This window comes from Stenotrophomonas sp. 14P6.2.3 (genome assembly GCF_057799055.1).
Map to the genome: position 1 here is coordinate 66,487 of NZ_JBYOLA010000008.1, position 25,477 is coordinate 91,963.

The 25,477-nt window shown below is 65.1% G+C and carries 20 protein-coding genes; 12 read left to right on the plus strand and 8 right to left on the minus strand.

Annotated elements, in window-relative coordinates; all coding sequences use genetic code 11:
• The first annotated feature begins 319 nt into the window (after positions 1–319).
• The 3 genes from AC27VL_RS08665 to AC27VL_RS08675 all read left to right on the plus strand — a co-directional run bounded on the left by AC27VL_RS08665 (position 320) and on the right by AC27VL_RS08675 (position 3,311).
• A complete protein-coding gene (locus tag AC27VL_RS08665; protein ID WP_032976791.1) occupies positions 320–1,546 on the plus strand; it encodes an RtcB family protein in 1,227 nt (408 codons plus the stop codon).
• An 82-nt stretch (positions 1,547–1,628) separates the two neighbouring features.
• Complete coding sequence (gene rtcA, locus AC27VL_RS08670) at positions 1,629–2,645, plus strand: RNA 3'-terminal phosphate cyclase (RefSeq protein ID WP_100554009.1); 1,017 nt, start codon at positions 1,629–1,631, stop codon at positions 2,643–2,645.
• 219 nt (positions 2,646–2,864) lie between these two features.
• Positions 2,865–3,311, plus strand: a complete 447-nt coding sequence (locus AC27VL_RS08675) for a universal stress protein (protein WP_025878044.1) — start codon at positions 2,865–2,867, stop codon at positions 3,309–3,311.
• A gap of 191 nt (positions 3,312–3,502) precedes the next feature.
• On the opposite strand, the gene AC27VL_RS08680 is transcribed toward AC27VL_RS08675, so the two are convergent.
• On the minus strand, positions 3,503–3,787 hold the full coding sequence (locus tag AC27VL_RS08680) for a DUF2782 domain-containing protein (RefSeq protein ID WP_099819903.1): 285 nt from the start codon (positions 3,785–3,787) through the stop codon (positions 3,503–3,505).
• A gap of 97 nt (positions 3,788–3,884) precedes the next feature.
• Between AC27VL_RS08680 and polA the strand changes: the two genes are divergently transcribed.
• Together polA and AC27VL_RS08690 are read left to right on the plus strand one after the other, a co-directional pair.
• On the plus strand, positions 3,885–6,659 hold the full coding sequence (polA, locus tag AC27VL_RS08685; RefSeq protein WP_488766050.1) for a DNA polymerase I: 2,775 nt from the start codon (positions 3,885–3,887) through the stop codon (positions 6,657–6,659).
• Between the two features lie 315 nt (positions 6,660–6,974).
• Positions 6,975–7,457: a DUF421 domain-containing protein gene (locus tag AC27VL_RS08690; RefSeq protein WP_089237785.1), complete on the plus strand. Its 483-nt coding sequence runs from the start codon at positions 6,975–6,977 to the stop codon at positions 7,455–7,457.
• 55 nt (positions 7,458–7,512) lie between these two features.
• Here AC27VL_RS08690 and AC27VL_RS08695 read toward each other — a convergent pair whose 3' ends face one another.
• The 7 genes from AC27VL_RS08695 to AC27VL_RS08725 all read right to left on the minus strand — a co-directional run bounded on the left by AC27VL_RS08695 (position 7,513) and on the right by AC27VL_RS08725 (position 16,306).
• Positions 7,513–9,033, minus strand: a complete 1,521-nt coding sequence (locus AC27VL_RS08695) for a hypothetical protein (RefSeq protein WP_488766051.1) — start codon at positions 9,031–9,033, stop codon at positions 7,513–7,515.
• Positions 9,034–9,157: 124 nt separating this feature from the next.
• Complete coding sequence (hemF, locus tag AC27VL_RS08700) at positions 9,158–10,054, minus strand: oxygen-dependent coproporphyrinogen oxidase (RefSeq protein ID WP_100554006.1); 897 nt, start codon at positions 10,052–10,054, stop codon at positions 9,158–9,160.
• A gap of 54 nt (positions 10,055–10,108) precedes the next feature.
• Positions 10,109–11,731 (minus strand): hypothetical protein, encoded by a 1,623-nt coding sequence (locus tag AC27VL_RS08705; protein ID WP_488766052.1) that lies wholly within the window; start codon positions 11,729–11,731, stop codon positions 10,109–10,111.
• Between the two features lie 37 nt (positions 11,732–11,768).
• Entirely contained in the window at positions 11,769–12,890 is a 1,122-nt protein-coding gene (locus AC27VL_RS08710) for a hypothetical protein (RefSeq protein ID WP_488766053.1), read from the minus strand.
• A 33-nt stretch (positions 12,891–12,923) separates the two neighbouring features.
• A complete protein-coding gene (locus AC27VL_RS08715) occupies positions 12,924–13,487 on the minus strand; it encodes a hypothetical protein (protein ID WP_488766054.1) in 564 nt (187 codons plus the stop codon).
• A gap of 30 nt (positions 13,488–13,517) precedes the next feature.
• Positions 13,518–13,937 (minus strand): NUDIX hydrolase, encoded by a 420-nt coding sequence (locus tag AC27VL_RS08720; RefSeq protein WP_488766055.1) that lies wholly within the window; start codon positions 13,935–13,937, stop codon positions 13,518–13,520.
• On the minus strand, positions 13,934–16,306 hold the full coding sequence (locus tag AC27VL_RS08725) for a S9 family peptidase (RefSeq protein ID WP_108267692.1): 2,373 nt from the start codon (positions 16,304–16,306) through the stop codon (positions 13,934–13,936). Before AC27VL_RS08725 ends, AC27VL_RS08720 begins: the two co-directional genes overlap by 4 nt.
• Before the next feature lie 167 nt (positions 16,307–16,473).
• Here AC27VL_RS08725 and AC27VL_RS08730 point away from each other — a divergent pair, with 167 nt between their 5' ends.
• The 7 genes from AC27VL_RS08730 to AC27VL_RS08760 all read left to right on the plus strand — a co-directional run bounded on the left by AC27VL_RS08730 (position 16,474) and on the right by AC27VL_RS08760 (position 25,476).
• Positions 16,474–16,803, plus strand: a complete 330-nt coding sequence (locus AC27VL_RS08730) for a hypothetical protein (RefSeq protein WP_176022349.1) — start codon at positions 16,474–16,476, stop codon at positions 16,801–16,803.
• A 37-nt stretch (positions 16,804–16,840) separates the two neighbouring features.
• Entirely contained in the window at positions 16,841–17,494 is a 654-nt protein-coding gene (locus AC27VL_RS08735; protein WP_229978942.1) for an RNA polymerase sigma factor, read from the plus strand.
• Positions 17,491–17,706 (plus strand): hypothetical protein, encoded by a 216-nt coding sequence (locus tag AC27VL_RS08740; protein WP_488766056.1) that lies wholly within the window; start codon positions 17,491–17,493, stop codon positions 17,704–17,706. The genes AC27VL_RS08735 and AC27VL_RS08740 overlap by 4 nt, the downstream gene beginning before the upstream one ends.
• Positions 17,707–17,853: 147 nt before the next feature.
• The gene (locus tag AC27VL_RS08745; protein WP_488766057.1) at positions 17,854–21,171 is read left to right on the plus strand and encodes a DUF6531 domain-containing protein; all 3,318 of its coding nucleotides are present in this window, start codon (positions 17,854–17,856) and stop codon (positions 21,169–21,171) included.
• The gene (locus AC27VL_RS08750; protein WP_488766058.1) at positions 21,171–23,438 is read left to right on the plus strand and encodes an RHS repeat-associated core domain-containing protein; all 2,268 of its coding nucleotides are present in this window, start codon (positions 21,171–21,173) and stop codon (positions 23,436–23,438) included. The genes AC27VL_RS08745 and AC27VL_RS08750 overlap by 1 nt, the downstream gene beginning before the upstream one ends.
• A gap of 4 nt (positions 23,439–23,442) precedes the next feature.
• Entirely contained in the window at positions 23,443–23,862 is a 420-nt protein-coding gene (locus tag AC27VL_RS08755; protein WP_488766059.1) for a hypothetical protein, read from the plus strand.
• 216 nt (positions 23,863–24,078) lie between these two features.
• Positions 24,079–25,476, plus strand: coding sequence for a cytochrome ubiquinol oxidase subunit I (locus AC27VL_RS08760; protein ID WP_488766060.1), 1,398 nt, complete (start codon positions 24,079–24,081; stop codon positions 25,474–25,476).
• Position 25,477 lies beyond the last annotated feature (1 nt).

Sequence of the window (25,477 nt, forward strand, 5' to 3'; positions counted from 1 at the left end):
CCACCGATTCACCGCCGGCAGCGCGAATGCCGGAGGAACTACAGCCTCTTAAGCTCCAGGTCGCGGGTTCGACTCCCGCCCGCCGCGGCAACGCGGCGGTAGCTCAGTGGTAGAGCAGGATGTTCCTCCAGATTCTTGTCGTGCTGCCGGCACCTTCGCTTTCGTTGCGCGGGGAATGCAGGTGGAACTACATCGGAAGCCCTTCGGGGTCGGGTTCAAGTCCCGGCCGCCCCCCACGGCAACGTGGGGGACGGAATGTTCCACCACCTTTGTCACCGCACCTTCTTTGTTTTTGCTTTGGATGAAAGGAAACATCACCATGACCACTCTCAATTACGACGTGATCCAGCAGCCGGGTGCTGCACCGATCAAGCTGTGGACCCGCGGCGTGCCGCTGGAAGACCAGGCGCGCGAGCAGCTGCAGAACATCGCCAGGCTGCCTTTCATCCACAAGTGGATTTCGGTGATGCCCGACGTGCACCTGGGCAAGGGCGCGACCGTGGGTTCGGTGGTGCCGACCATCGGCGCGATCATTCCAGCGGCAGTGGGCGTGGACATCGGCTGCGGCATGATCGCGGTGCGCACCACGCTGGTTGCCAGCGACCTGCCGGACAATCTGTCCGCTGTGCGCAGCGCGATCGAACGGGCGGTGCCGCATGGCCGCAGCGTCACCCGCGGTGGCCGCGACAAGGGCAGCTGGGACACGCCGCCCGAACTGGCGGTGGAAGGCTGGGCGCAGCTGGTGGACGACTTCGCATTGATCTGCGAGCGTCACCCGCGCTTGAAGAACACCAACAACCTCAAGCACCTGGGGACGCTGGGTACCGGCAACCACTTCGTCGAGGTCTGCCTGGACCAGGAGCAGCGCGTGTGGTTCATGCTGCACTCCGGTTCGCGTGGCGTGGGCAATGCCATCGGCACCTACTTCATCGAGCTGGCCAAGCAGGAAATGCGCCGCTGGATGATCAACCTGCCCGACCAGGACCTGGCCTACCTGCCCGAGGGCAGCCAGCACTACGGCGACTACGTGTTCGCAGTGGACTGGGCGCAGCGTTTCGCACGCATGAACCGCGAGGTGATGATGCGCAACGTGGTGGCTGCAGTGCGCACGGTGATCAGCAAGCCGTTCGAGGCCGAAGCCGAGGCGGTGAACTGCCACCACAACTACGTGAACCGCGAGACCCACTTCGGCAAGGAAGTGATGCTGACCCGCAAGGGCGCGGTGAGTGCGCGCAAGGGCGAGCTGGGCATCATTCCGGGCAGCATGGGGGCCAAGAGCTTCATCGTGCGTGGCCTCGGCAACGAGGACAGCTTCCACAGCTGCAGTCACGGTGCCGGCCGCGTAATGAGCCGTACCCAGGCGCGCAAGCTGATCACGGTGGATGACCACGCCAAGGCCACCGCGCACGTGGAATGCCGCAAGGATGCGGAGGTGGTGGATGAATCGCCGGCGGCCTACAAGCCGATCGAGGCGGTCATGGAGGCCCAGCGCGATCTGGTCGAGATCGTGCACACGCTGCGCCAGGTGGTGTGCGTGAAGGGATGAGGCAGCCCGTGCGCGGCGTACACTGCGCCGCGCACGGCAGCAGGGCCCGGCATCGACACAACGGGCATGGAGGAACAGACAGATGGACATGATTGAACTGGATGGCGGGCATGGTGGCGGACAGCTGCTGCGCTCGGCACTGACATTGAGCCTGTGCACAGGCACAGGCTTCACGCTGCACAACATCCGCGCGATCCGGCGTAAGCCGGGATTGATGCGCCAGCACCTGACCGCGGTGAACGCCGCGGCGCGGGTCGGCAACGCGTGTGTGCACGGTGCAGAACTGGGCGCTACCTCGCTTCGCTTCGAGCCGGGTGCGGTGAGCGCTGGCGACTATCATTTCGCGACCGGCAGCAGCGGCTCGGCAACGCTGGTGCTGCAGACCGTGCTGCCGGCGCTGTGGCGCGCGCAGGGGGCGTCGCAGCTGCGCCTGGAAGGCGGTACCCACAACCCGCTGGCGCCCAGTGCGGACTTCATCGCCGACAGCTATCTGCCGGCGCTGCAACGGATGGGCGTGCAGGCGTCGATGCAGCTGCTGCAGCACGGCTTTCACCCGGCAGGCGGTGGCGTGATGGAGGTGCAGGTGCAGCCGTGCGGGGCATTGCAGCCGCCGTCGCTGGAGGTGCGTGCGCCGTTGCAGGCGATCGAGGCACAGGTGCTGATGTCCGGTCTGTCCAGCGGCATCGGCCTGCGCGAACTGCAGGTACTGGCCGAGACGCTGGGCGTGGACCCGCATCCGCGCAACGTGCAGTCGATACGGCCGGCGCTGGGACCGGGCAACGTTGCCCTGGTGCGCGTGCGGCATGGCGACCACGTGGAGGTGTTCAGCGGGCATGGCGAGCGCAGTGTCTCCGCCGAGCAGGTCGGCGCGCGCCTGGCCGGGCAGGTGAAGCAGTACCTGGACGGGGCGGGTGCCGTTGGCGAGTACCTGTCCGACCAGTTGCTGCTGCCGATGGCGCTGGCGGGCGGCGGTGCGTTCACCACCCATGTGCTGAGCGATCACCTGGTCAGCAATGCGCGGTTGATCGAGAAGTTCCTGCCGGTGGAATTCGACTGGCAACCGCACGAGGGTGGCTGGCGGGTGACGGTGCAGGCCTGAGTGCCCGCCGGGCATGGCCCGGCGCTACCGGCGTATCGCAGCCGCGTGTCGATCCTGGGCATGTTGCGCCGGGCGATGCCCGGCCGCGCATCGGCCGGTCAACCCGCGCTGCGCAGGCATCGCTGCGCGCTGCCGGATTGATCCTGCGCAAGGCACGATCTCCACATCGGGTATGTAATGGTGTCGTTCCCACTGGGTAGATCACCGCGGAGCCCCACCATGTACAAGCGCATCCTGATCGCCACCGACGGTTCGGAGCTGGCCGACAAGGGCCTGGCCAAGGGCCTGGAGCTGGCCAAGGACCTCAATGCCGAGGTCGACATCGTCACCGTCTCCGAGCCATGGGCCGTCGGCATGTACGACGCCATGGGCTGGAGCGTGGGTTACATGAACAGCCCGGAGTACAAGGCCGACCGCGAGGAAGGCGCGCAGAAGGTGCTGCAGCCTGCCCTGGCCAAGGCGGCCGAGCAGGGCATCACCGCCAATCCGGTGCATGTGCTGGACCGCTATGCGGCCGACGGCATCATCGAGACGGCGGGCCAGCGCAACAGCGATCTGATCGTGATGACCTCGCACGGCCGCCGCGGTGTCACCCGCGTGCTGCTGGGCAGCCAGACCGCCGAGGTGCTGGCGCGCAGCACGCTGCCGGTGCTGGTCATCCGCTGATACAGAAGCGTTCCCGGGGAGGGGACCCAACGCCGGCCGCAGGATGCGCGCCGGCGTTGTTTTTTCCGGCGCCCGGCGGATAAGGCCACCGAAACATCCAGTAGATCCACCCCATGGGTGGATGGACATCGCCGATCGCCTTGATGGGGTCAGAGCCCTTTCCTGCGGAAAGGGATCCGACCCTGCCTACATCACCAGCTGTACAGCTTCCAGTACACCGGCGACACACCATCCTTGTCGTTGTCGAAGCGGCCATCGCCGTTCTTGTCGTACATGTAGAACGGCGCGCCGCGTGCCGGCGTCACCTTGACCATGCGCAGCTGGCCGGACACCCGGTACTCCTCGATGGTGTCACCGTTGTCCATCGTGCGCTTGGAGACATCGGCGCCCTTGACGTCCACCGGGGGCGCGCCGGCGCCGCCCATGCTGGCGCAGCCAGCGAGCAGGAGCACGGAAGCCAGCATCAGGGTTTTCATCGGCGGGGCCTTTGCCTGGAAAGAGCCTTGATTATGCCCCATCGTCGCGTCACTGCCGTGTCGCCTCGGTGCAGGCGTGGGCGCGTAGAATCGTCGCATGAGCAGATTAGTCCTGATCGACGGGTCCAGTTACCTGTACCGCGCGTTCCACGCGCTGCCGCCCCTGTCCAATGCACAGGGTGAGCCCACCGGCGCGCTGTTTGGCGTGGTCAACATGCTGCGCTCGACGCTGAAGGAACGCCCGGCCTACGTCGCGTTCGTCGTCGATGCGCCCGGCAAGACCTTCCGCGACGACCTGTACGACCAGTACAAGGCCAACCGCCCGCCGATGCCCGATGAACTGCGCAGCCAGGTCGAGCCGATGTGCCGCATCGTCGAAGCGCTGGGCATCAGCATCCTGCGCATCGACGGCGTGGAAGCCGACGATGTGATCGGCACCCTGGCCCTGCAGGGCGTGGCACAGGACCTGAAGGTCACCATCTCGACCGGCGACAAGGATTTCGCCCAGCTGGTCCGGCCGGGCATCGAACTGGTCAACACCATGACCGGCAGCCGCATGGATTCGGATGCGGCGGTGATGGACAAGTTCGGCGTGCGTGCCGACCAGATCGTCGACCTGCTGGCGCTGATGGGCGACACCGTGGACAACGTGCCCGGGGTCGAAAAGTGCGGGCCGAAGACGGCGGCCAAGTGGCTGGCCGAATACCAGCATCTGGACGGGGTGATCGCGGCCGCGCCGACCATGAAGGGCAAGATCGGCGAGAACCTGCGCGCCGCGCTGGAGCGCTTGCCGCTGAACAAGGAGCTGGTGACCATCCGCACCGACGTCGCGCTGGACGCCAGCCCGACCACGCTGGCCCTGCGTGACCCGGACGTGCCCACGCTGGGCGAGCTGTACCTGCGCTACGGCTTCACCCAGGCATTGAAGGAACTGGGTGGTCCGATCGCCGCACCGGCGCAGGTCAGCGAGGCCACCCCGAGCCTGCGCGGCACCGCGGCCGGCTTTGCCCGCGGCAGCGCAGAAGCGCCGCCGGCGGGCGAACTCGATCCGGCGCTGTCGGCGCCCGGCGAGTACGAGACCGTGCTGACCACAGAGCAGCTGCAGGCCTGGGTCGCGCGCGTGCAGCAGGCCGATCTGATCAGCTTCGATACCGAGACCGACGCGCTGGATGCGATGCGTGCGCGACTGGTGGGCATCAGCCTGGCGGTGGAACCGGGCAAGGCCGCCTACATCCCGGTCGGCCATGACTATCCGGGCGCGCCGGCACAGCTGCCGCTGGCGCAGGTGCTCGACGCGCTGCGGCCGGTGCTGCAGGACCCGGCGAAGAAGAAGCTGGGCCAGCATGGCAAGTACGACCTGCACGTGCTGCGCCGCCATGGCGTGGACGTGCAGGGCTACCACGACGACACCATGCTCGAGAGCTTCGTGCTCAATTCCACCGCCACCCGCCACGACATGGATTCGCTGGCCCTGCGTTACCTGGGCTACAACACCATCAAGTTCGAGGAGGTGGCCGGCAAGGGCGCCAAGCAGATCTCGTTCTCGCAGGTGGGCATCGACGAGGCCAGCCGCTACGCCGCCGAAGACGCCGACATCACCCTGCGCCTGCACCATGCGCTGCAGCCGCAGCTGCGGGCCGAACCGACCCTGGACAGCGTGTACCGCAGCATCGAGATGCCGCTGGTGCCGGTGCTGACCAGCATCGAAGCCAACGGCGTGCGGATCGACACCGACGAACTGCGCCGGCAGAGCCAAGACCTGTCCTCGCGCATGCTGGCCGCGCAGCAGAAGGCCACCGAACTGGCCGGACGCAGCTTCAACCTGGATTCGCCCAAGCAGCTGCAGGCGGTGCTGTTCGACGAACTGAAGTTGCCGGCGGTGGTGAAGACCCCCAAGGGCCAGCCCAGCACCAATGAAGAGGCGCTGGAGGCGATTGCCGAGCAGCACGAGCTGCCGCGGGTGATCCTTGAATACCGTGGCCTGGCCAAGCTGCGCAGCACCTATACCGACAAGCTGCCGGAGATGGTCAACCCGGATACCGGCCGGGTGCACACCAGCTACCACCAGTCCGGCGCCGCCACCGGCCGCCTGTCTTCGTCCGATCCGAACCTGCAGAACATCCCGATCCGCACCGAGGATGGCCGCCGCATCCGCCGCGCGTTCATCGCCCCGGAAGGTTTCCAGCTGCTGGCGGCCGACTATTCGCAGATCGAGCTGCGGATCATGGCCCACCTGTCCGGAGACCCGGGCCTGGTGCGCGCCTTCGAGCAGGGCGCGGATGTGCATCGCGCCACCGCCGCCGAGGTATTCGGCCGCACCCTGGAAGAAGTGACCAGCAACGAGCGTCGCGCGGCCAAGGCGATCAACTTCGGCCTGATGTACGGCATGAGCGCGTTCGGACTGGCCCGCAACCTCGGCATCGACCGCGGCCAGGCGCAGGACTACGTGGCGCTGTACTTCAGCCGCTATCCGGGCGTGCGTGACTTCATGGAGCGCATGCGCGAGCAGGCCCGGGAGCAGGGCTACGTGGAGACCCTGTTCGGTCGCCGCCTGTACCTGAACGACATTCATGCACGTAACCAGGGCCTGCGTGCCGGCGCTGAACGTGCGGCGATCAATGCCCCGATGCAGGGCACGGCCGCCGACATCATCAAGCGCGCCATGGTCGCGGTGGATCAGTGGCTGCGTGACAGCGGTGCCCCGGCGCGGATGATCCTGCAGGTGCACGATGAACTGGTATTCGAAGCCGAGACCGGATTCATTGAAGAGCTGCGCAGCAATGTCGTGCAGCACATGTCGCAAGCAGCACAATTGCGCGTGCCGCTGGTGGTTGATACCGGCACCGGCAGTAACTGGGATGAGGCGCACTGAGTCGCATTCAGGCCGAAAACGCCGTGAATTCGTTCATTTGCGTGATATTTCTGACTCGAACATGAATGTTCCCCTGAGGGGTGCTTATTAAATTGGGCCCCTTCACGAACCGTTAGTGTTCGGAGTGCTTCTATAACTCCCGACAGGCGCAATGCCTGTTGTGGATCTCTCCCATCCCCTGGAGCAGATCTCGGAACGGGGGCTCCTCCCCAAGCACCCGTTCCCCGGCCCCGTTGACCTCCCCCTGGTCAGCGGGGCTTTTTATTTGTGCGCTGCTGCGCCACGCTGGGCCATCGCTCAGCAGGGGAATCCGCAATGCCCGATCTGTTCGCCCTGGCGATGCCGTGGTGGGAGTTCATCCTGCGCGCGGTGGTGGTCTACGCGGTGGTACTGGGCATGGTCCGGCTCAGTGGCAAGCGCGCGCTGGGGCAGGTCACGCCGTTCGATGTGCTGCTGATCGTGCTGCTCGGCAACGCGGTGCAGAACGCGTTGCTGGGCACCGATACGTCGCTGGCCGGTGGCCTGCTGCTGGCCGCCACGCTGATCCTGCTGAACTACGGCGTGGGCTGGATCACCGCCCGCAGCCGCCGCATGGAACGGCTGATCGAGGGCGAACCGGTGGTGATCGCACGCAACGGCAAGCTCTTCGACAGCGTGCTGCGGCGCGAGCTGGTCAGCCGCGCCGATTTCGAGGTCGCCATGCGCCAGCAGAGCTGCATCGGCGTGGAAGAGGTGGAACTGGCGCTGCTGGAAACCAACGGCCACATCACCATCATTCCCAAGCGCAAGGACGATTGAGGCGCGCCACAGCGTGGGCCGAAGGAAGTCTTCCTCCGACCCACGGCACTACGGTTTACTGTTCGGCCGCCTGCGCCTTCATGCCCGCCCAATCACGTGTGGCGTCCACATCGCAGGCTACATGCGTGCCCTTGCCGTCCTTGGCGCAGATAGCGGCCATCGTCTGCGGAACCTTGGGGTCGGCGGTATGCGCATAGCCTGCGGCGAGCCCCAGGCAGCCATCGCGCACGCCGGCGCTGCACAGCTTGATGAAATAGGGCTGGGCCTGTGCCCACTTCTCCGCGCTGTGCAGTTCCTCACCCGCGACCTTGCAGCCGAGCAGCTTGCCGTCGTTGCAGCATGACGCGGCGCCGCCCTTGCGGGCCAGGATCGGGCAGTCCAGCGGCTGCGGGATCTCCACGAATGCCGGCGGCGGCTGGCAGCTCGTCGCGGACTTGTCCATGCGCTGGTAGTAGCCGTAGCGGTTGTCCTTGTCCATCCCGGCCAAGGTTCCGTTGCTCAGTGGCTGCAGCACGAAATCGCTGCCGACGTCACGACTGATCAGGATCCTGCCGTCCTGCACGCGTGCGCGCAGGCGGGTGCCGACACCCTCCACTTCGACCAGGCCGGCATCCAGGAACCGCAACGACGACAGCAGGCCAAGCTCGGCCTCGAAGCGGCCGCAGGGAAGCGCGGTAGCTGCGACCGGGGTCAGCGCCGACGACGCGAGCGGGGTCAGCATCGCCAGGCCCTTGGCCGGGCCGCAGGCGTAGGTGCCCTCGCGCTGCGTGCACGAGCGCTGCAGGGCCTGCTGCGCCTGCTGCAGGCGTCCGCCGTTCCACAGCGCTTCGGCCACGTTGCTGCAGAACGACTCGCCCTGCTGCTGTGCGCACAGCGCCGCCAGTTCATCCAGCTGCGCTGCTGGCAGCGGTGCGTCCAGCGTCTGCTCCAGACCCATCACCGCCCTGCCCATCAGTTCGCCGGCCATGGCCTTCATGACGGCCATGCAGGCTTCCCCCTCCTCGGGCGATGCATCATCGCGGCAGTAGGCCGGCATCTGCGGCTCGGCCTGGGCACGCTGCGGTTGCGCCTCCGTGGCCTGGCGCTGGTAGGTCTCCTGCAGTTGGGTGCAGGCTGCCTCCACGCCCTCGCTGCACCAGGCGTGCAGCTGCAAGGGCGCGGCCTCAGGCAGTGCCTCCAGGCAGTCGCTGGTGTCGGCCATGCAGCTGCCTTCGACCATCTCCGGTACCGGCTTGCAGGCGGCCGCTGCTTTCAGGTGGAACGTGTGGTATCCGCCGGTGACCGTGCGGTCGTTGTCGCTGAACTCCCAGTTCTCCAGGCGGCCGGTGGACAGGTTGCCGGTACCCAGCAGGTTGTCCTGGCGTACCAGCCGCAGCCGTTCCGTGGCCTGGTAGGGGCCCGAAAGGAAGCCGTGGGCTTCGCTTTCGATGGTCAGGCTGGCGTTGCCGTCGTCCTGCAGGTAGGTGCCGCAGGCCATCGACTGCGCGGCCACCGGCAGGCTGGGCACGGCCAGCGCGAGCAGCAGCATGGCGCGCCAGGTGGTCATCCGGCGGCGTGGGGAAACAACAACGGGCATCACGGTCTTCCTTGATTCAAGACAAGAGGGGGAAATGAAGCAGAGCACGCCGCAGCCGGGCCACCGCCGCGCGGGCGGCGGTCCGCACAGCGGCAACGCGTGCAGCGTCCGGTACCCGAAGCGCCTACAGCCAGTCGCGTGGCACCAGGTAATCGGCCAGGCGCGCTTCGGCGCTGCCGTCTTCCGGGGTAAAGCCGTACTCCCAGCGCACCCGCGGCGGCAGGCTCATCAGGATGCTCTCGCTGCGGCCACCGCTCTGCAGGCCGAACAGCGTGCCGCGGTCGTAGACCAGGTTGAACTCCACGTAGCGGCCACGGCGGTACAGCTGGAACTCGCGTTCGCGTTCGCCGTACGGCGTGTTCTTGCGCTGCTGCACGATCGGCAGATACGCATCGAGGAAACCCTCGCCGACCGCGCGCAGGTAGGCGAAGTCACGCTCGAAATCGCCGTGCAGATCGTCAAAGAACAGACCGCCCACGCCGCGTGTTTCGTTGCGATGGCGCAGGAAGAAATACTCATCGCACCAGCGCTTGTGCGCGGCGTAGCGCTCTTCACCGAACGGCGCGCACAGATCGCGCGCCACCCGATGCCAGTGCTGCACGTCCTCGTCGAACGGGTAGAACGGGGTCAGGTCGAAGCCACCGCCGAACCAGCTGGCCACCACTTCGCCATCGCGCTGCGCCTGGAAGAAGCGCACGTTGGCGTGGGTGGTTGGCACATAGGGATTGAGCGGATGAAACACCAGCGACACACCGGTGGCGCGCCATGAGGCACCAGCCAGCTCTGGCCGGTTGGCCGAGGCAGACGGCGGCAGGCGGCTGCCCGCCACATCGGAAAAGCCGATGCCGGCCTGTTCGAACACCGTGCCATCGCGCAGCACGCGGGTGCGCCCACCGCCGCCCTCGGCACGCTGCCACAGGTCTTCCTGGAAGCGTGCGCGGCCATCGGCGGACTCGATCGCCGCACAGATGCGATCCTGCAGGTCGGTGAGGTAGGCGCGAACGCGCTCGAATTCGTTCATGGCGCGTACTTTACCGCAGGGCCTGCCCGAAGCTGCGGGCAGGCCCTGGCGGACTCAGCGCTTGCGGTTGGAACTGCGTGGCGCCGGGGTGTCTTCCACTGCCGCCTCATCGGCAGCCTTCTGCAGGGCGCCCCCCAGAACGATCAGCTTCCAGTTCTGTGTTTCGAGCACGTCGCAGGCCACGTGGAGGCCGTTCCGGTCGGCCTTGCACAGCTGTTCCAGGGTTGCACGTGCGTCCACACCGGCACCGTTGCCCTGCGCGGTGACCAGGTTCTCGCACCCTTCGCGCACTCCTGCGCGGCAGACCGTGGTGTAGTGTTCGGCGGCCTGCAGCCAGTTCCCGGACAGCGCAAGGCGGTTGCCGAGGATGTTGCAGCCCTGCAGCTTGCCCTGTGCGCAGCAGGCCTCGGCACCACCGCCATCGGCCAGTGCCTGCGGGCAATCCTGTGGCAGTGGCAGCACCGTGTACTGCTTCGGTGCGCTGCAGCCGGTTGCGCCCTCACCCGTGGGCGCGAACACCTGGAAACGGGTCCAGCTGTCCAGGCCCAGCAATTGGCCGCCAGGCAGCGGACGCAGCACGAAGTCACCGCCCTTGTCATGGCGGATGCGGATGTCGCCGCTCTCGACACGCGCACGCAGCTGGCTGCTCCAGCCAACGCCGACCAGACCGGCGTCACCGAAATCCAGCGTGTCCATCAGGCCGCCGTCGGACCGGTAGTTGCCACAGGGCAGGGCCGTTGCGGGCTGCGGTCGCAGTGATGCGCCCACCGCCTGCAGCGCAGGCAGTCGCTCGCAGGCAGAGGTTTCATTGCCGGGGGGGCAGGCCGCAGCCAGTGCCTGCACCGCCTGCAGGGGATCTCCCGCTTCCCAGGAAAGTTCAGCCACGCGGGTACAGAAGCCGCCGTGCGGTACCTTCCGGCACAGCTGCAGCAGCGCTTGGCGACGCTCAGCCGGCACGATCACCGGCGCGGTGGGCGCCGCCATCGTCACCACTGCTTCGGTCATGGCTGCGGTCATCGCGGCCTTGACCAGCTGCTCCTGCACCGCAGGGGCGGCCTCCAGGGCGGCGGCACAGGCCGGGGTTCCCTGCTCGAAGCCGCCGTCGTGGCAGGCGGCAGGGAGCGCAATGCCGGACAGGGCGGCGTCGAGCGCAGCCTTCTGCACGGCAGGATCAGGATCGGCGTCGACCGCAGGTTTGGCCTCATCGTGCCAACGATCAGCCAACTGCAGGCACATGCCCGGCACGCCTTCCTGGCAGGCCGATTCAAGAACGGAAAGCGGGGCGATGGCGCGATTGTCCAGGCACGCCGCCGCATCGGCCAGGCAGCTGCCAGCGGCAGGTGTGGCAGCCGCAGCGCACTGTGCCGGCGTCTGCAGGGTGTAGACCGTGCCATCCACTTCGACGGTGCGGCCATGATCGCGCACCTGCAGCGCGCTGGGCAGGCCGTATTCCAGGCTCACCAGCTGCAGTTTTCCGTCGATCTGCTGGAAGACGACCGGAGACGGCGCGCTGCCGAAATTCTTCTGCTCGCCGCGATTGGGTGAGCTGATACGCAGCGTGCTGCTGCCTTCATCGGCCTTGAACAAGCCGCATTGTGGCGATTGTGCAGCAGCCAGCGGCGTGGCCAGCAGCAACGCCCAGGCCAGCCAGCGGCGGTGCGGTGCGGGTGAAGGCATGTCGTCTCCTTGACGATCGAACGGGACACTCCAGGCGCTATGGCGAACCACGGCCCTCGCGCGGGGGCGTGCATTGTGCCGTGCCGGGCACGGGCTGGTAACGCTGGTAGCCGGTCTGCGTGTCCATGCCTAGCAGGTCGCCGTTGCCGAGCTGGCGCAGCACAAGGGTTTCACCGTCTTGCTGCAGGTGGACGGCGCCTTCCTGCAAGCGGGCGCGTGTGCCATCGCCAAAGTCGAGCGTCTCGATCACGCCACCATCGGCCTGATAACGGCCGCACGGCACCTGCAGGAGCGGCACCAGGCGTAGATCGGCACCGAGTTCACGCAATGGTGCGGTACGTTCGCAGGCGCTGACGCGCCCCGCATCGCAGACCACCTGCAGGGCCTGCACCGCCAGCGCAGGTTCCAGCGCGATCAACTGTTGTTCGGCCACTTCGACGCAGAAGCGGCCATTGCGGTGCTGCAGGCACAGCTGCTGCAGGTGATCGCGTGCAGCGGCCGGAAGGGGCGAATCCAGTGTGTCTTCGTCTTCCCGTTGCAGACGTTCACCCACCCGCTGCATGGAGGCAGCCAGCGCATCGTCGGTCAGCGCCTCGCAGGCTGCTGTGTCATGTCCGGGCGTGTGTTCGCGGCAGACGGCCGGGCGCTCGAAGCGCGCGGGGCCGATGTCGTCGCTTCCCATCGCAGTCACTGCATCGCGCAGCTGTCGCAGCACCGTCGAGCAGCCCGCGCCAACGCCTTCGTTGCACGCGCGTTTGGCCTGGCCGGGCGAGGCCGTAGGCAGCTGCGCGATGCAGTGGCTGCCGGCGGCGCGGCAGCTGCCGTCCATCGCGCTGGGTTCGATGGCGCAGGCGCGGGACTGGCGGAGGGTGTAGGCCACGACGACGTCGTCCTCGATGCGCTGCCCATCAGCACTGATCCGGATCGGCTGCGCCACGCCATCGTCGAGCATGACCAGCCGGGTCTGTGCTGCACTGCGATCGACCCACAGCGGCTCCGGCTCACCGATGTCGTTGTGGCGGTAGCCGGTGCTGGAGGTGATGAACACGAGCGCCATGCCGCCATCGGTACTGCGGTATTCGCCACACCGCAGCGCATCGGCACCGGCCGGCAGTGCGATGAGCAGAAACAGGGTGGGCAGGAAGTTCAATAAACGCATGCGACGATCCTTGTCGTGCGGGAACGGTGCAACTCAGTGGAAGCGCGCGCGGATGTCCGGCCGCAGCAGTCGCCAGCCCAGCCAGCCCTGCAGGCCCGCGAACAGCACCGAGGTGCCGACCAGTGTCAGGGTGAACAGCACGCGCTGCACCTGCAGCTCATGCTGCGCCGACGGGTCGCTGGCGAGCAGCGCGATCAACACCAGCAGCAGGCGGTCCATCCACCAGGCGATCACGAAGTTGGCCAACGCACTCAGGCCCAGCATCCACACATAAGCCCACAGCCCCCACCGGCGCCCGCGCCACATACCCCAGCTGGCCAGGGTCGAGACCAGGCAGAGCAGGGCAACAAGCAGCGAGGTGGCCGCCGGGTGTTTCAGCATCCACCACAGGCTGCCGTCGAGCTGCTGTTCCCACGCCACTGTCACCAGCGTCGTCCAGAACCCGGTGCGGGCCAGTGCCGCCGCCATCAGCGCCTGCGCGAGGAAGTAGAGGGTGACCAGCAGGCACAGCCAGAACGAGCCCTGCGCCACCGCGGCGACCCAGTTGTTGGGTGGGGGTGGGGTCGGTGCGGGGATCGGGGGAATCGAGGCTGACATCCGTTGTCCGGCTGGGCGGTGCCCGCTTCGTCAGCGAGCCGTCGCCAGGGCAGCGACCGCCGGCAGGATATGGTGTTCGCTCAAGGGTGCCAAGGGCCGGCCGTGCGGCGGCTGCAGCGGTACCCAGGCCAGTTCGGCGATCTCCGCACGCGCGCACGGCTCACCTTCGATCCACACCCGCCAGGCCTGTGCCTGCACGCGGTGGCCGGGCTCGTTTACTGCCCAGTCCTCGAACGTGCCCAACGGCAGCGCCGAGGCGGCATCCAACCGCACGCCCAGTTCCTCGTGCAGTTCGCGTGCCAGTGCCTGCAGGGGTGCCTCGCCGGGGTCGGGCTTGCCCCCCGGCTGCATGAAGCGGCTGGCACCGTGCTTGCGCACCACCAGCGCCCGGCCGCGATCATCGAGGATGACCGCGGCCACGATGTGGATCGTGGCCGCGGCAGCACTCACTTCAGGTTCTGCTCGAACAGCTTGAGGATGCGCTTGTACTGGTCCAGCCAGGAGTCGGCACGTACGTAGCCGTGGCGCTCCAGCGGGTACGGCGCGATCGACCAGTTGTCCTTGTGCAGCTCGATCAGGCGCTGGGTCAGGTTCACCGAATCCTGGAAGAACACGTTGTCGTCCATCATGCCGTGGGCGATCAGCAGGTTGTCCTGCAGGTTCTGCGCGTACTCGATCGGCGACGACACGCGGTACGCCTCCGGATCGATGTCGGGGGTGTTGAGGATGTTGCTGGTGTAGCCGTGGTTGTACTGGTGCCAGTCGACCACCGGGCGCAGCGCGGCGCCGGCCTTGAACGTGCCCGGCGAGCGGAACAGCGCCATGAAGGTCATGAAGCCGCCATAGGAACCGCCGTAGATGCCGGCGTGGTCACGGTCACCCTGCTGGGTGTCGACCAGCCAGTCCAGGCCGTCCTTGTAGTCTTCCAGTTCCGGGTGGCCCATGTTGCGGTAGATGGCCGTGCGCCAGTCGCGGCCGTAGCCCTCGCTGCCGCGGTAGTCCATGTCCAGCACGATGTAACCCTTCTGCACCAGCAGGTTGTGGAACATCTGCTCGCGGAAGTAGGCCGGGTAGCGCTGGTGCACGTTCTGCAGGTAGCCGGCACCGTGCACGAACATCACGATCGGGTACTTCTTCCCCGGTTCCTTGTTTTCCGGCTCGTAGTACTTGGCCCAGACCACGCCGGCGCCGTGCTTGGACGGCACCGCCACCAGCTTCGGCTGGACCCACTGGCGCGCCTTGTAGTCGGCGGTGCGGGTATCGGTCAGCACGCGCGCCTGGCCAGATCCGGTGCTCGGCACCACCGCCAGCTGCGCCGGCAGGTAAGCGCCGGAATAGCGCACCAGCAGCTGCTGGCCGTCCGGCGACAGCGAGAAATCTTCCACGCCGTTGAGGCTGGTCAGCTCGCGCACCTGGCGGGCACTGGTATCGACCGCGCAGACTTCGTAGTCATGCGGGGCCTGCTGGTTGCACAGGAAGTAGAAGCCCTTGCCGTCGGCCGACAGCACCGGCGCCGAGGTTTCCCACTTGCCGCTGGTCAGCGCCTGCGGCTTGCTGCCACCGGCCTGGGTGTACAGGTGCGAGAAGCCGGATTCCTCGGACAACAGCCACAGCGTGCGGCCATCGGCCATCCAGCCGAAATCGTTGAAGCCCCAGTTGATCCAGGCGTTGTCAGTCAGCCGGTGGCGGTTCTGCACGCGGCCGTCGGCAGCGGCAACACTGACGATCCAGCGGTCCTTGTTGTCGTTGGCGCGCAGCATCACCGCGGCCTGCTGGCCATCGGCGCTCCAGCGGATGCCACCGCCCATGAAGTCGCTCATCACCTGCACGCTGCGGTCGCCCTTCAGCGCGTCCTTGCCGGCCTTGCGGCGCAGCTCGGCCAGCGGATCGGTGCCGATGCCCGGCAGGCTGGACAGCGACAGCTTCTCGGCCTTGCCGCTGCGTACATCCACGAACCACAGGGTGTGCGGCTCGAAGCCGTTGCGGCCGACGCGGGGACGGGTGTCCTCGGTTTCTTCGTAGCCCGACTCGGTCACGTACAGCGGCATCTTGCCGCCGCGGCCGTCATCGAAGTCCTTCGGCTTGGTGGTCACGATCAGGTGGCCCAGGTCCGGCGACAGCACGCTGTCGACGATCTCGACGTCGGCACCCAGGAACACCGGGCCCGGTGCGCGGGTCGGGTCGGCCTGGCGCCAGCGCTGGTCCTGGTCCTTCAGCGCCTCGCGCTGCTCGCGGTCGCGGCGCAGGGTTTCCAGCGTGCGCAGCTGCTGGTCGCGCAGCACGTCGGCCTTCGGCGGCGTGCTCGGATCCTTGTCGGCCTTCAGGCTGGCCACCTGCTGCACGCCGCTGGCGGCGGTCCAGTGGAACCAGTTCTGGCCGACGCGCCAGATCACGCCGTTGTCGGCGGCGAAGTTCACACCGGCGGCGCGTTCGTTACTGCGGGTCAGCTGGGTCAGCGCGCCGCTGCGCAGGTCGCGGACGAACACGTCGCCGTTGCGCACGAAGGCGCTGCGGCTGCGGCTGCGGTCATAGACCGGATCGGCCACGTCGAGGCTGCCGCGCTGGTCATCGGCCACCTGTGCGGCCACGCCACCGGCAACCGGCTGGCGGAAGGTGTCGCGCACCGGGCTGCCGTTGCGCTTGAGCTGGTATTCCACCTGCTGGCTGTTCCACGACCACCAGGCCTTCTCCACCGGCGGACCGATCCAGTCCGGGTCGGCCATGGCCTGTTCGATGGTGATCGGCGTCGGCGCGGCCTGGGCGGCCGGAGCGGCCAGCACGGCAGACAGCAGGAGGGACAGGGGCAGCACTCGGGACATGGGCGGACAGCACCAGAAGAGGAAACCGGGCAAGCGTAGCAGCCGCAAGGGCCGGGGGAGGGGGCCACAGGTCATGGCAGCGGGATCGGCAAAGCGGTGCAACCGGTCGGCAGGACCGCGCATCCAATCACCTGAACCCGCATCATCCAGCGGACAGGAGCACCACCATGCAGGAACTCATCCCGATCACCCTCTTCATCTGTACCGCCTATGCGATCCATGCCATCGCCGATGCGCGTGCGCGCGGCAAGCTGGTGGCGCCGCACGTGCCGGAAGAGGTGATCCGCTCGCTGGCGCTGCTGGAAGAGGAGCGCCGCCGCCAGGGCGCGCTGCGCTGGGGCATCAGCCTGGTCTGCCTGGCACTGGCCATGGCGCTGCTGGAGGCGATCGGCGCACGCGACCTGACGTTCGGCGCCGCAGCCGCGATGGTCGGCAGTGCCGGCCTGGGTCAGCTGCTGGCCTGGCACTTCACCCGCCCCGCAGTGCGCAAGGGCTGAGCCGGCGCATGTTGCGGGCACAGGGGAAGCCCCACGCATGAGCCTGCTCAGGGGAGCGCTGGCTGCATTGCGGGGGCGGCATCGACCGGATGCCGCGGCGGCAACCACACCCGCCGAGCCGCTGGATGCGGACCAGGTATTGGTGCGCGCGATCATCGACGGTTCGCAACCGGCCTTCGCGCAGCTGGTGGAAACACATCAGCGCACCTGCGCGCATGTAATCGGCCGCATGGTCGGCGACCGCGACCAGGTGGCCGACCTGCTGCAGGAAACGTTCCTGGCGGTATTCCGCCAGCTGCACCGGTTCCGTTTCGAATCTTCGCTGCGCACCTGGATTTCGCGCGTGGCCTACACCACCGCGCTGCAGTACCTGCGGCGGCGGCGACTGGAAGCGCAGTGGATGGTGGCGGTGGAAGCGCCCGAGGAACTGGGGGTTGGTGACGAGGGTCCGGGTCCTTCCGAACTCAGCGAGACATTGCAGGCCGGCCGCCACCTCGGCGCGGCGCTGGAACGATTGAGTGCGCCGCAGCGCCTGATCGTAGGCCTGCATTATCTGGAGGATTTCGATCTGGCCGAGATCGAACAGGTGACTGGCCTGGCCCGCGGTACCATCAAGAGCCACCTGTACCGTGCGCGCCAGGTCCTGAAGCAGGAACTGGTGCGGCATGCCACCGCCGGAGAGCTGTTGTGAAACGACCGATCGATTCCCGCGATGCGGAAGAGCGCGCGCTGGCACAGGCGTTGCGTGAGCAGGCGCAGCAGGAAGAGACGCCGGATGTAAGCGAGGCGCTGCAGAAGCGCCTGCAGGCGGAGAGCCGCGACAGCAGGGTGGGCTATGTGGTGGTGCAGGTGGTGTTGCTGGGAGCGCTGGTGGCGGGGGCGGTCTGGTACTTCCGGGGCTGAATCTCAACCGGGCTGGGCAGGCTCACTGATCCTGTCACAGCGCCGACATTGGCACAGCATGAATGCATTGTGTTTTGTGAATGCAAATGTGAAGATCGCCGCCTTGGTTGTGTCGCCATGGATGGCGGAAGCATTTCGCGTTCCCCGATGGCGAGCAATGCGCCTGACAGGAATCAGCAAGTGCTACGCGAAAACTCGTACTACCTTGGTCGGCCCAGCCTTCTGGCGCTGGCGATCGTCGGCTTCGGAGCCTCATCATTCTCCCCCCACGCGCAGGCAGCACGCCACTGTGTGACGACCGTGACGGGGATGACGTTCAACCAGGAAAGCCAACCGGTTTCGGTGTCCCAAGTCGAATGCTGGGACGATGGCATCGTGGATATGGGCTGGGGCGGCGGCGGTGGCAACAGCAACAACGGTGATTGGGATCGGGGGCCCGGCGCCGGTTCGGGTGGGTCGATCACCACACCAAGCGTGGAAGAGCAGCGCACCGCCGACAAGCTGGAAAAAGCACGTTGTGCCGGCGAAGTGAGCGGCAACCCCGTTGTGCTTTCGACAGGCAACAAGGTCGAACCTGAAGTCGACTTCAGCAGCGAAGGCGAAATGCCGCTTCGACTGTCGCGCACCTACAACTCCTTCTGGAGTGGCCGTGGTCTTTTCGGCCGATTCTGGCTGAGCAACTTCGATTACTCGATTACGGTCGCAGCCGACGGGAAGACGATCTGGGCGCAGAGGCCCGATGGCCGCCGGATCCGCTTCCAGCGTGATGCTGCCAGCGGCAACTTCGTTGAACAGAAGGCATTGCCGATCGCCTACATCGTGCGGAATCAGGACGGCTCGCTGACCCTGTTCAACGACGTCAATGGACACGAGACATACACGGCAGCGGGGCGCATCACTGCTCGTGTGAACGAACAAGGGGTAGGTTGGACGTTCACCTACCGCGGAGACTATCTTGATCGGGTAACTCATACGTCAGGACGCTTCGTGGCCTTCGAATGGGCCAACGGCATGGCGGCCAAGGTCACGGATCCGGCGGGAAATGTCTATCGCTACTACTACGACCATAACGTCTTCGGAAGTGGGGCTGGGTCCGGGCGTCTGACCAACGCTCTGCTGCCGGGCAGTACGATCACGTACTTCTACGAAGACAATCGCTGGCCCGGGGCACTCACCGGGAAGGCGTTCAACGACACGCGCTACTCGACCTTCACCTACGACGCTGAAGGGCGGGCAACTTCAACCCAGCACAGTGGTGGTGTCGAGCGTTTCCTGTTCGCCTACGACGTGAAGAGCAGCAAGCCGGTCATTCCGCCACCTGCGCCGCTGCCACCCGGTGGCTACGTGTTCAACGAAGAGCGGCGGATGTGCGAGTACGGCCCCAACGGTGTGCAGAACTGCCACGGCCCACGACTGGTGGACGAGCCCATGCAACAGTTTGCGATGACTGCCGGGGCACCGGCTGAGCAGGCATCTGACCCGGCGAAGGCGATTCCGGTGCGAATGGATGTTACCGAGACGACGCCCCTAGGCCGTAAGACCACCTATTCGTATCAGGATGATCGCCTGATCTCGATTTCTGGTGCCGCAGGAAACTGCCCTGCAAGCTTCAAAGAGAAGGCTTACGATGAAAACGGTTACGAGCGACGCACTACTGACTTCGCGGGCGTTGTGACCGAGTACAGCTACGACGGTCAGGGCCACATCCTTCGGCGCGTGGAAGCTGCTGGCACGCCCGTCGCCCGGACGTGGAACTACGAATGGGATACGGCGGCCAATCGCCTGTTGTCGCAGACGTTGGCGGGTCAGGCAACGATACGCTACAGCTACGATGCCAAGGGCCGCATCCTCAGCATCACGAACAAGGATCTGACCGCAGTCGGTGCGGGGCGTGAGCAGCAGGTTACCTATGGCTATCGCTTGCATGGCAATGGGCTGGTCGCTGAAATGACCATTGATGGCCCGCTGCCAGGCGCCGGAGACCGCTCTACCCTTCAGTATTCGGCGACCGGGGACCTGATCGCCCATATCAATGGATTGGGGCATGCCATCCGCTTCGAGAATCACAACGGTCTTGGAAAGCCGGGCCGGATAACGACTGCCAACGGTGCCATCAATGACTATGTGTACGATGCACGTGGTCGGACGATCAAGGAAACAAGCACGATCGACGGAAAGTCGTTCACCACGACCTACAGCTATACGCCAGCTGGCCTCGTAGATACGGTTGTCCACCCCGACGGCAGTCAGGTCCACAACTACTATGACTCCGCATTGCGTCTCCTGGAGACGTGGTCTCCCAACAAGCGAGGCGGCTACTCGCGAAGAGCATTCGGTTACAACAATGCGTCGCAGTTGACCTTCGAGCAGGTGATGGAGACTCCATACCCGGTCACCACCCAGGTGACGGGTGCGATTGACCGCGTGGCTCATGACGCCAACTGGAACTGGTACGTGGAAGGCTGGGCGTGTTCAGTGGGCATGGATGGATCCGTTGACGTCCACGCTTACGCCAATGATGCTTCAGGCGGATCATCCTTCCTTGGCGGCAACACCGCCAACCTCGCGAGCGAGCCGCAGGTTGCCACGTCCTGCAAGGCGGGTGGAAGCAACTACCGGTATCGCATTGGTTTGCCTGCGGATCTGCGCCTGCAGCACGGCGGAAAGACGATAACGGTCTACGGTATTGCCGTTGATGGTGGGCAGAATCGATCGTTGGGCGGAAGCGGAGCTTCGGTCGTGCCCGCGCCGACGGTCGTCGGGAACATCGATGAAGTAGGTCACGATTCCAACTGGAACTACTACGTTCGCGGATGGGCCTGCGCAACCGGCGTCGCTAGCTCCATCGACGTTCACCTCTACGCAGGTGGGGCCGCAGGAGCAGGGACGTTCGCAGCTTCGGGTTCGGCGAACCAGGCAAGCGAGCCTGGCGTGGCAGCGGCATGCCAGATCGGCGGAGGGGCGTATCGATTTACTCTCCAGCTTGACGCAGGGGTGCGCCGTGCCCATGGCGGCAAAGGTATTTTCATCCATGGCATTTCGCCGGCAGGAGGGCCGAACTCGCTCGTTGGACCGCAGGGCGGGTTCACGGTTCCCGCAATGCTGCGGGGTGCAGACTTGATCAATCCCGAGCGCGGTACTTCACTCAGTGATGAGCAGGTATGGAGCGTTACATTCACGGTACGAAACACGGGCAATACCGTCTGGATGCCGGGAAGTACCGCGATGGTGCTCAACACCGGGGAGCAGATCGCATTGGGTCATAGGGTGCTTCCGGGCGAGGTGGCGCAGTTCAACTGGAGCTATGAGGCCATCGCTGAAGCGTTGACCAAAACACATGTCCGCTACTTCCAGATGATGGACGCGGGTATCCGTTTTGGGCCGAACCACGAATATCGCATCACCGTTGGCGGGAAGGGGAGCGGCCCCAACTGCAGCGGCGTCAACTGCTACGAGGAAGAATGATGAGCGCTGGATTGCTGATACTGGCGTCGGCTGTGATTCTCAGCAAGTCGATTGAGTATGACGAACTGGGCCGTATGACCGTCGAGCGAGGCAACAACGGTCAGTTGACCCGCCATGAGTACGATGCGGAGGGACGCCGCACTGCGACGGTGGATTCCCTGGGGCGCAGGCTGGTCATGAGTTACGACGTGCTGGGGCGGATATCGAAGGTGACGCATCCCGATGGCGGGATTACCTCGTATACCTATGATGCGGCCGATCGTGTGGTCCAGATCAGGGACCCTCGGGGCAAGGTTACCCTCTATGAATTTGACGGCTTGGGTAACTTGCTTGCGCAGGACAGTCCTGATTCGGGAACGACGACGCTGGCATACAGTCCGGCGGGTCTATTGTTGGCCAGCACACGCGGCGATGGTGTAAGTACCTCGTATCAGTACGACGGCCAGGGACGCCTGCTGCAGGCCAGTGCCGCTGGGCAGGTGCAGACCTACAGCTATGATGCTTGTGGAAACGGCAAGGGCAGGCTGTGCTCCGTCACGGAGGGCGGCGCTATCACCTCGTTCAGCTACACGCAGGACGGACAAGTTGCCGAGCGAGGTGACGACGTTCGTTTCGTGGATGCCAGCCAGCTGCTGATGACACGCTATACCTATGACGAAATGCGCCGGCCACGATCCATCACCTATCCTGATGGTATGCAGGCGCAATACGAATATCTGGACGGCTCGCCGTACGCCATGACGATCAATCAGGATGGAAGGACGGTTCGTCTTGTCGACCAGGCTGTGTACCAGGCTGGCGGCGCGCGTCGCTCGCTTCTTTTTGCAAATGGACTGACGGAGCGTCAAGAATTCGATATCGATGGACGGTTGAAATCACTGCTCGTCTCGGGCGCGGGATCGACCGTGCTTTCGAAATCATACGGATACAATTCCGCTGACGAGATCACACGTATCGATGATGGTATTGATCCTGCTGCCTCGCAGCAGATCGGCTACGATGCCCTTGGGCGCCTTTTAGAGCAGCGACGCGGCGGACAGACCCACGTGATGGGCTACGATGCGAACAGCAACTGGACGACCTTCAAGGAAGGTGGCTATCTCCGCAGCTACAGCATTGACGGGGGCAGCAATCGCTTGCTGGCATATTCATCCAGCAAGCCGGGTGACGAGTCGCGCAGTTATGCATACGACGCAATGGGTAATCGAACAGAGGAGACTGCAGCGGGCGATCAGCGCACCTACAGCTACTCAGCATTCAACCGGATGAATTCCGTTCAGATTAACGGGCATGCCACGCAGTATCTGTTGAACCCGCTCGGCCAGCGCTTGGCGAAGAGAGGCGCATCCGGAGCCAGCTACTACACCTATGCCGGGCAGAACCGGATGATGTCAGAGCGCAACGGCGGCACATGGACTAACTATCTATGGTTCGATGGTGAACTGGTGGGACTCTCGCGCCAGGGCAAGATATCGCACGTCCACGTCGACCATCTTGGTCGTCCGGAAACGGCCAGTGACGATGGGCGCGCCGTGGTCTGGGCAGCCTACAACTATGCCTACGGTCGCTCCGTACGAGCGGATGCTATTGGTGGTTTGAACATCGGGTTCCCAGGCCAGTATTTTGACTCGGAGTCCGGTCTTTGGCACAACGGGTTCCGTGATTACGATGCTGCGATCGGCCGATACCTGCAAAGCGACCCGAAGGGCATGATTGCAGGTGGTAATCCCTACGGTTATACCGGGGCTAACCCCATCAACCGTGTTGACCCGCTGGGGCGAGATACACTTGTAATACGTGGGCACGCGACGGGATCGGGGGTGCGTGGAAACCCGTTCGGTCACATTGCACTGGCCTTCACGGGGCGGGGTGTCTACAGCGACGGAACAGGCACAGCCTATGGCAGCTCACTTACCGACTACTTGAGCAAGCAGGGTGAGTATAGAACCAGCACCATCAGCCGCATAAAGACGACTCCAGAACAGGAGGCACGGATGATTGCAGACTTGGAGGCAAGGGCAAAGGCGAAAGGTCGAACATTGCCTGACCCCAAGAGAGACCCGATTGCGGCATTGAGAGATACCTGTGCGATCCGAACTCAAAGTGCCTTGGCCGCGGGCGGGATTCGTTCGATTCTTTTCCCCATCAATAGCCCTTTCCCTGTGGTGCCGGCGATCATCGGTGCAATGAATGCGTCGGACGTCTCAACCCTCGTTCAGGGAGCTGCAATTCCATCCGAGTATGGTTCATTTGATCCGGCGCCATGAATCCATGAAGAAATTCCTCAAGATTGCGCTTGTTCTGATCGTTATGGTAGCGGGATGTATTCTTCTGTTGCGCGCTGCTGTGCTCCATTTTGCTGATGGAGAATTGGGTGCTGCTCACGAATATTCGGTCCTGCAAGGGTATGAGTTCCGTGGAAGAGACATGGCCCACGACAGCTCGTTCATCATCAAAGCGCGCGACGAAGATACCAATGCCGATGTTCTGGGATTACCGAGGCTGGATACGGAGAAGGGATATGTGTGGTTCATTACCAACCCTCAGACCACTCCAAAGGTGAAATTGATTCCAGAAGGTGCGCCTTTCAGCATCACAGACGACGATCTGATCGAGGTCAAGCAGCGTTTGGAGCTGATGCCCGAGGTGGAGCACTACCTCCTTGAGCATCGGCAGCCGCTGCCTCATTAGCGATTTCCCCGCGAGGACGAGTTGCCCGCTGAACGGCTAGGATTGTTTTGGTTCCAGCCATTCAGCGGGCAATGCAGCTGAGCTGCAGGTCCCATTTATCCTTTGTCCCCCTTCCTGCGACAAAGTGAAGCAGCGCGTCATCCGGTCGCATCCCGGCTTAACGATATCCCCCTAAAGTGGTCTGGTATCCCACCGGCTCCTGGCAGGAGGCGTCCCTTGGACGCGTTGTTGTTGTCGCGGATCCAGTTCGGATTCGTCATCAGTTTCCACGTACTGTTCCCGGCCTTCACCATCGGCACGGCCAGCTGGCTGGCCTTCATCGAATGGCGTTGGCTGCGCACGAAGCTGCCGGTCTGGCGCGAGATGTACTTCTTCTGGCAGAAGATCTTCGCGGTGTCGTTCGGCATGGGCGTGGTCAGCGGCATCGTCATGGCTTTCCAGTTCGGCACCAACTGGCCGCGGCTGAGCGAAGTGGCCGGCACGGTCATCGGCCCGCTGCTGACCTACGAAGTGCTGACCGCGTTCTTCCTGGAAGCCAGCTTCCTCGGCGTGATGATGTTCGGTTGGGGTCGGGTGTCGCCGCGCCTGCATTGGCTGTCCACCTGCATGGTGGCGCTGGGCACGTTGTTTTCGACGTTCTGGATCCTCTCGTCCAACAGCTGGCTGCATACGCCGGCCGGCTACGAGATGGTCAACGGCATCGTGCATCCGGTCGACTGGTGGCAGGTGGTGTTCAACCCATCCTTCCCGTACCGCCTGGCGCACATGGCGCTGGGCTCGTTCATCACCACCTGTTTCGTGATCGGTGGCGTCGGTGCGTGGTACCTGCGCAAGGGCACGCACGTGGAGGCCGGCCGGCGGATGCTGATCGCCGCCGTCGCGTTCGCCGCGCTGACCGTGCCGCTGCAGATCTTCGTTGGCGACATGCATGGCCTGAACACGCTCAAGCATCAGCCGATGAAGATCGCGGCGATGGAAGCGCACTGGCATGAGACCAAGGAGGGCGAGGGCGTGCCGCTGGTGGTATTCGCACTGCCCAACGAGAAGGAAGAGCGCAACGATTTCGAAGTGGCCATTCCCAAGCTCGGCAGCGTGATCCTCACCCACACCCTGGACGGCACGTTCGATCCGCTGACGTCGGTGCCGGCCAGCGAGCGGCCGCCGGTGACGCCGGTGTTCTTCGCCTTCCGCATCATGGTCGGGCTGGGCACGCTGATGCTGGTGCTGGCTTGGGTCTCGGCCATCCAGCTGTGGCGGAAGAAGCTGCTGGATTCGCCGTGGCTGCTGCGCGGCTGGAACTGGATGCTGCCCAGTGGCTTCATCGCGCTGATATCAGGCTGGTTCGTCACCGAGATGGGACGGCAGCCGTGGGTCGTCTACGGCGTGCTGCGCACCGCCGATGCGGTCGGCCCGCAGAGCGCGTGGATGACCGCGCTGTCGCTGACGGTGTACGTGGTCGGTTATGCCTTCGTGTTCGGCTGGGGCATCTGGTACCTGGTGAAGATCCTGCGCCATGGCCCGCAGCCGTACGACGCAGGGCCGTCGCTGGACCATGGCAGCCACACCCCAGCGCGGCCGCTGTCGGCCGCCGACGAACCGCTGGAGGAGCGCTGAC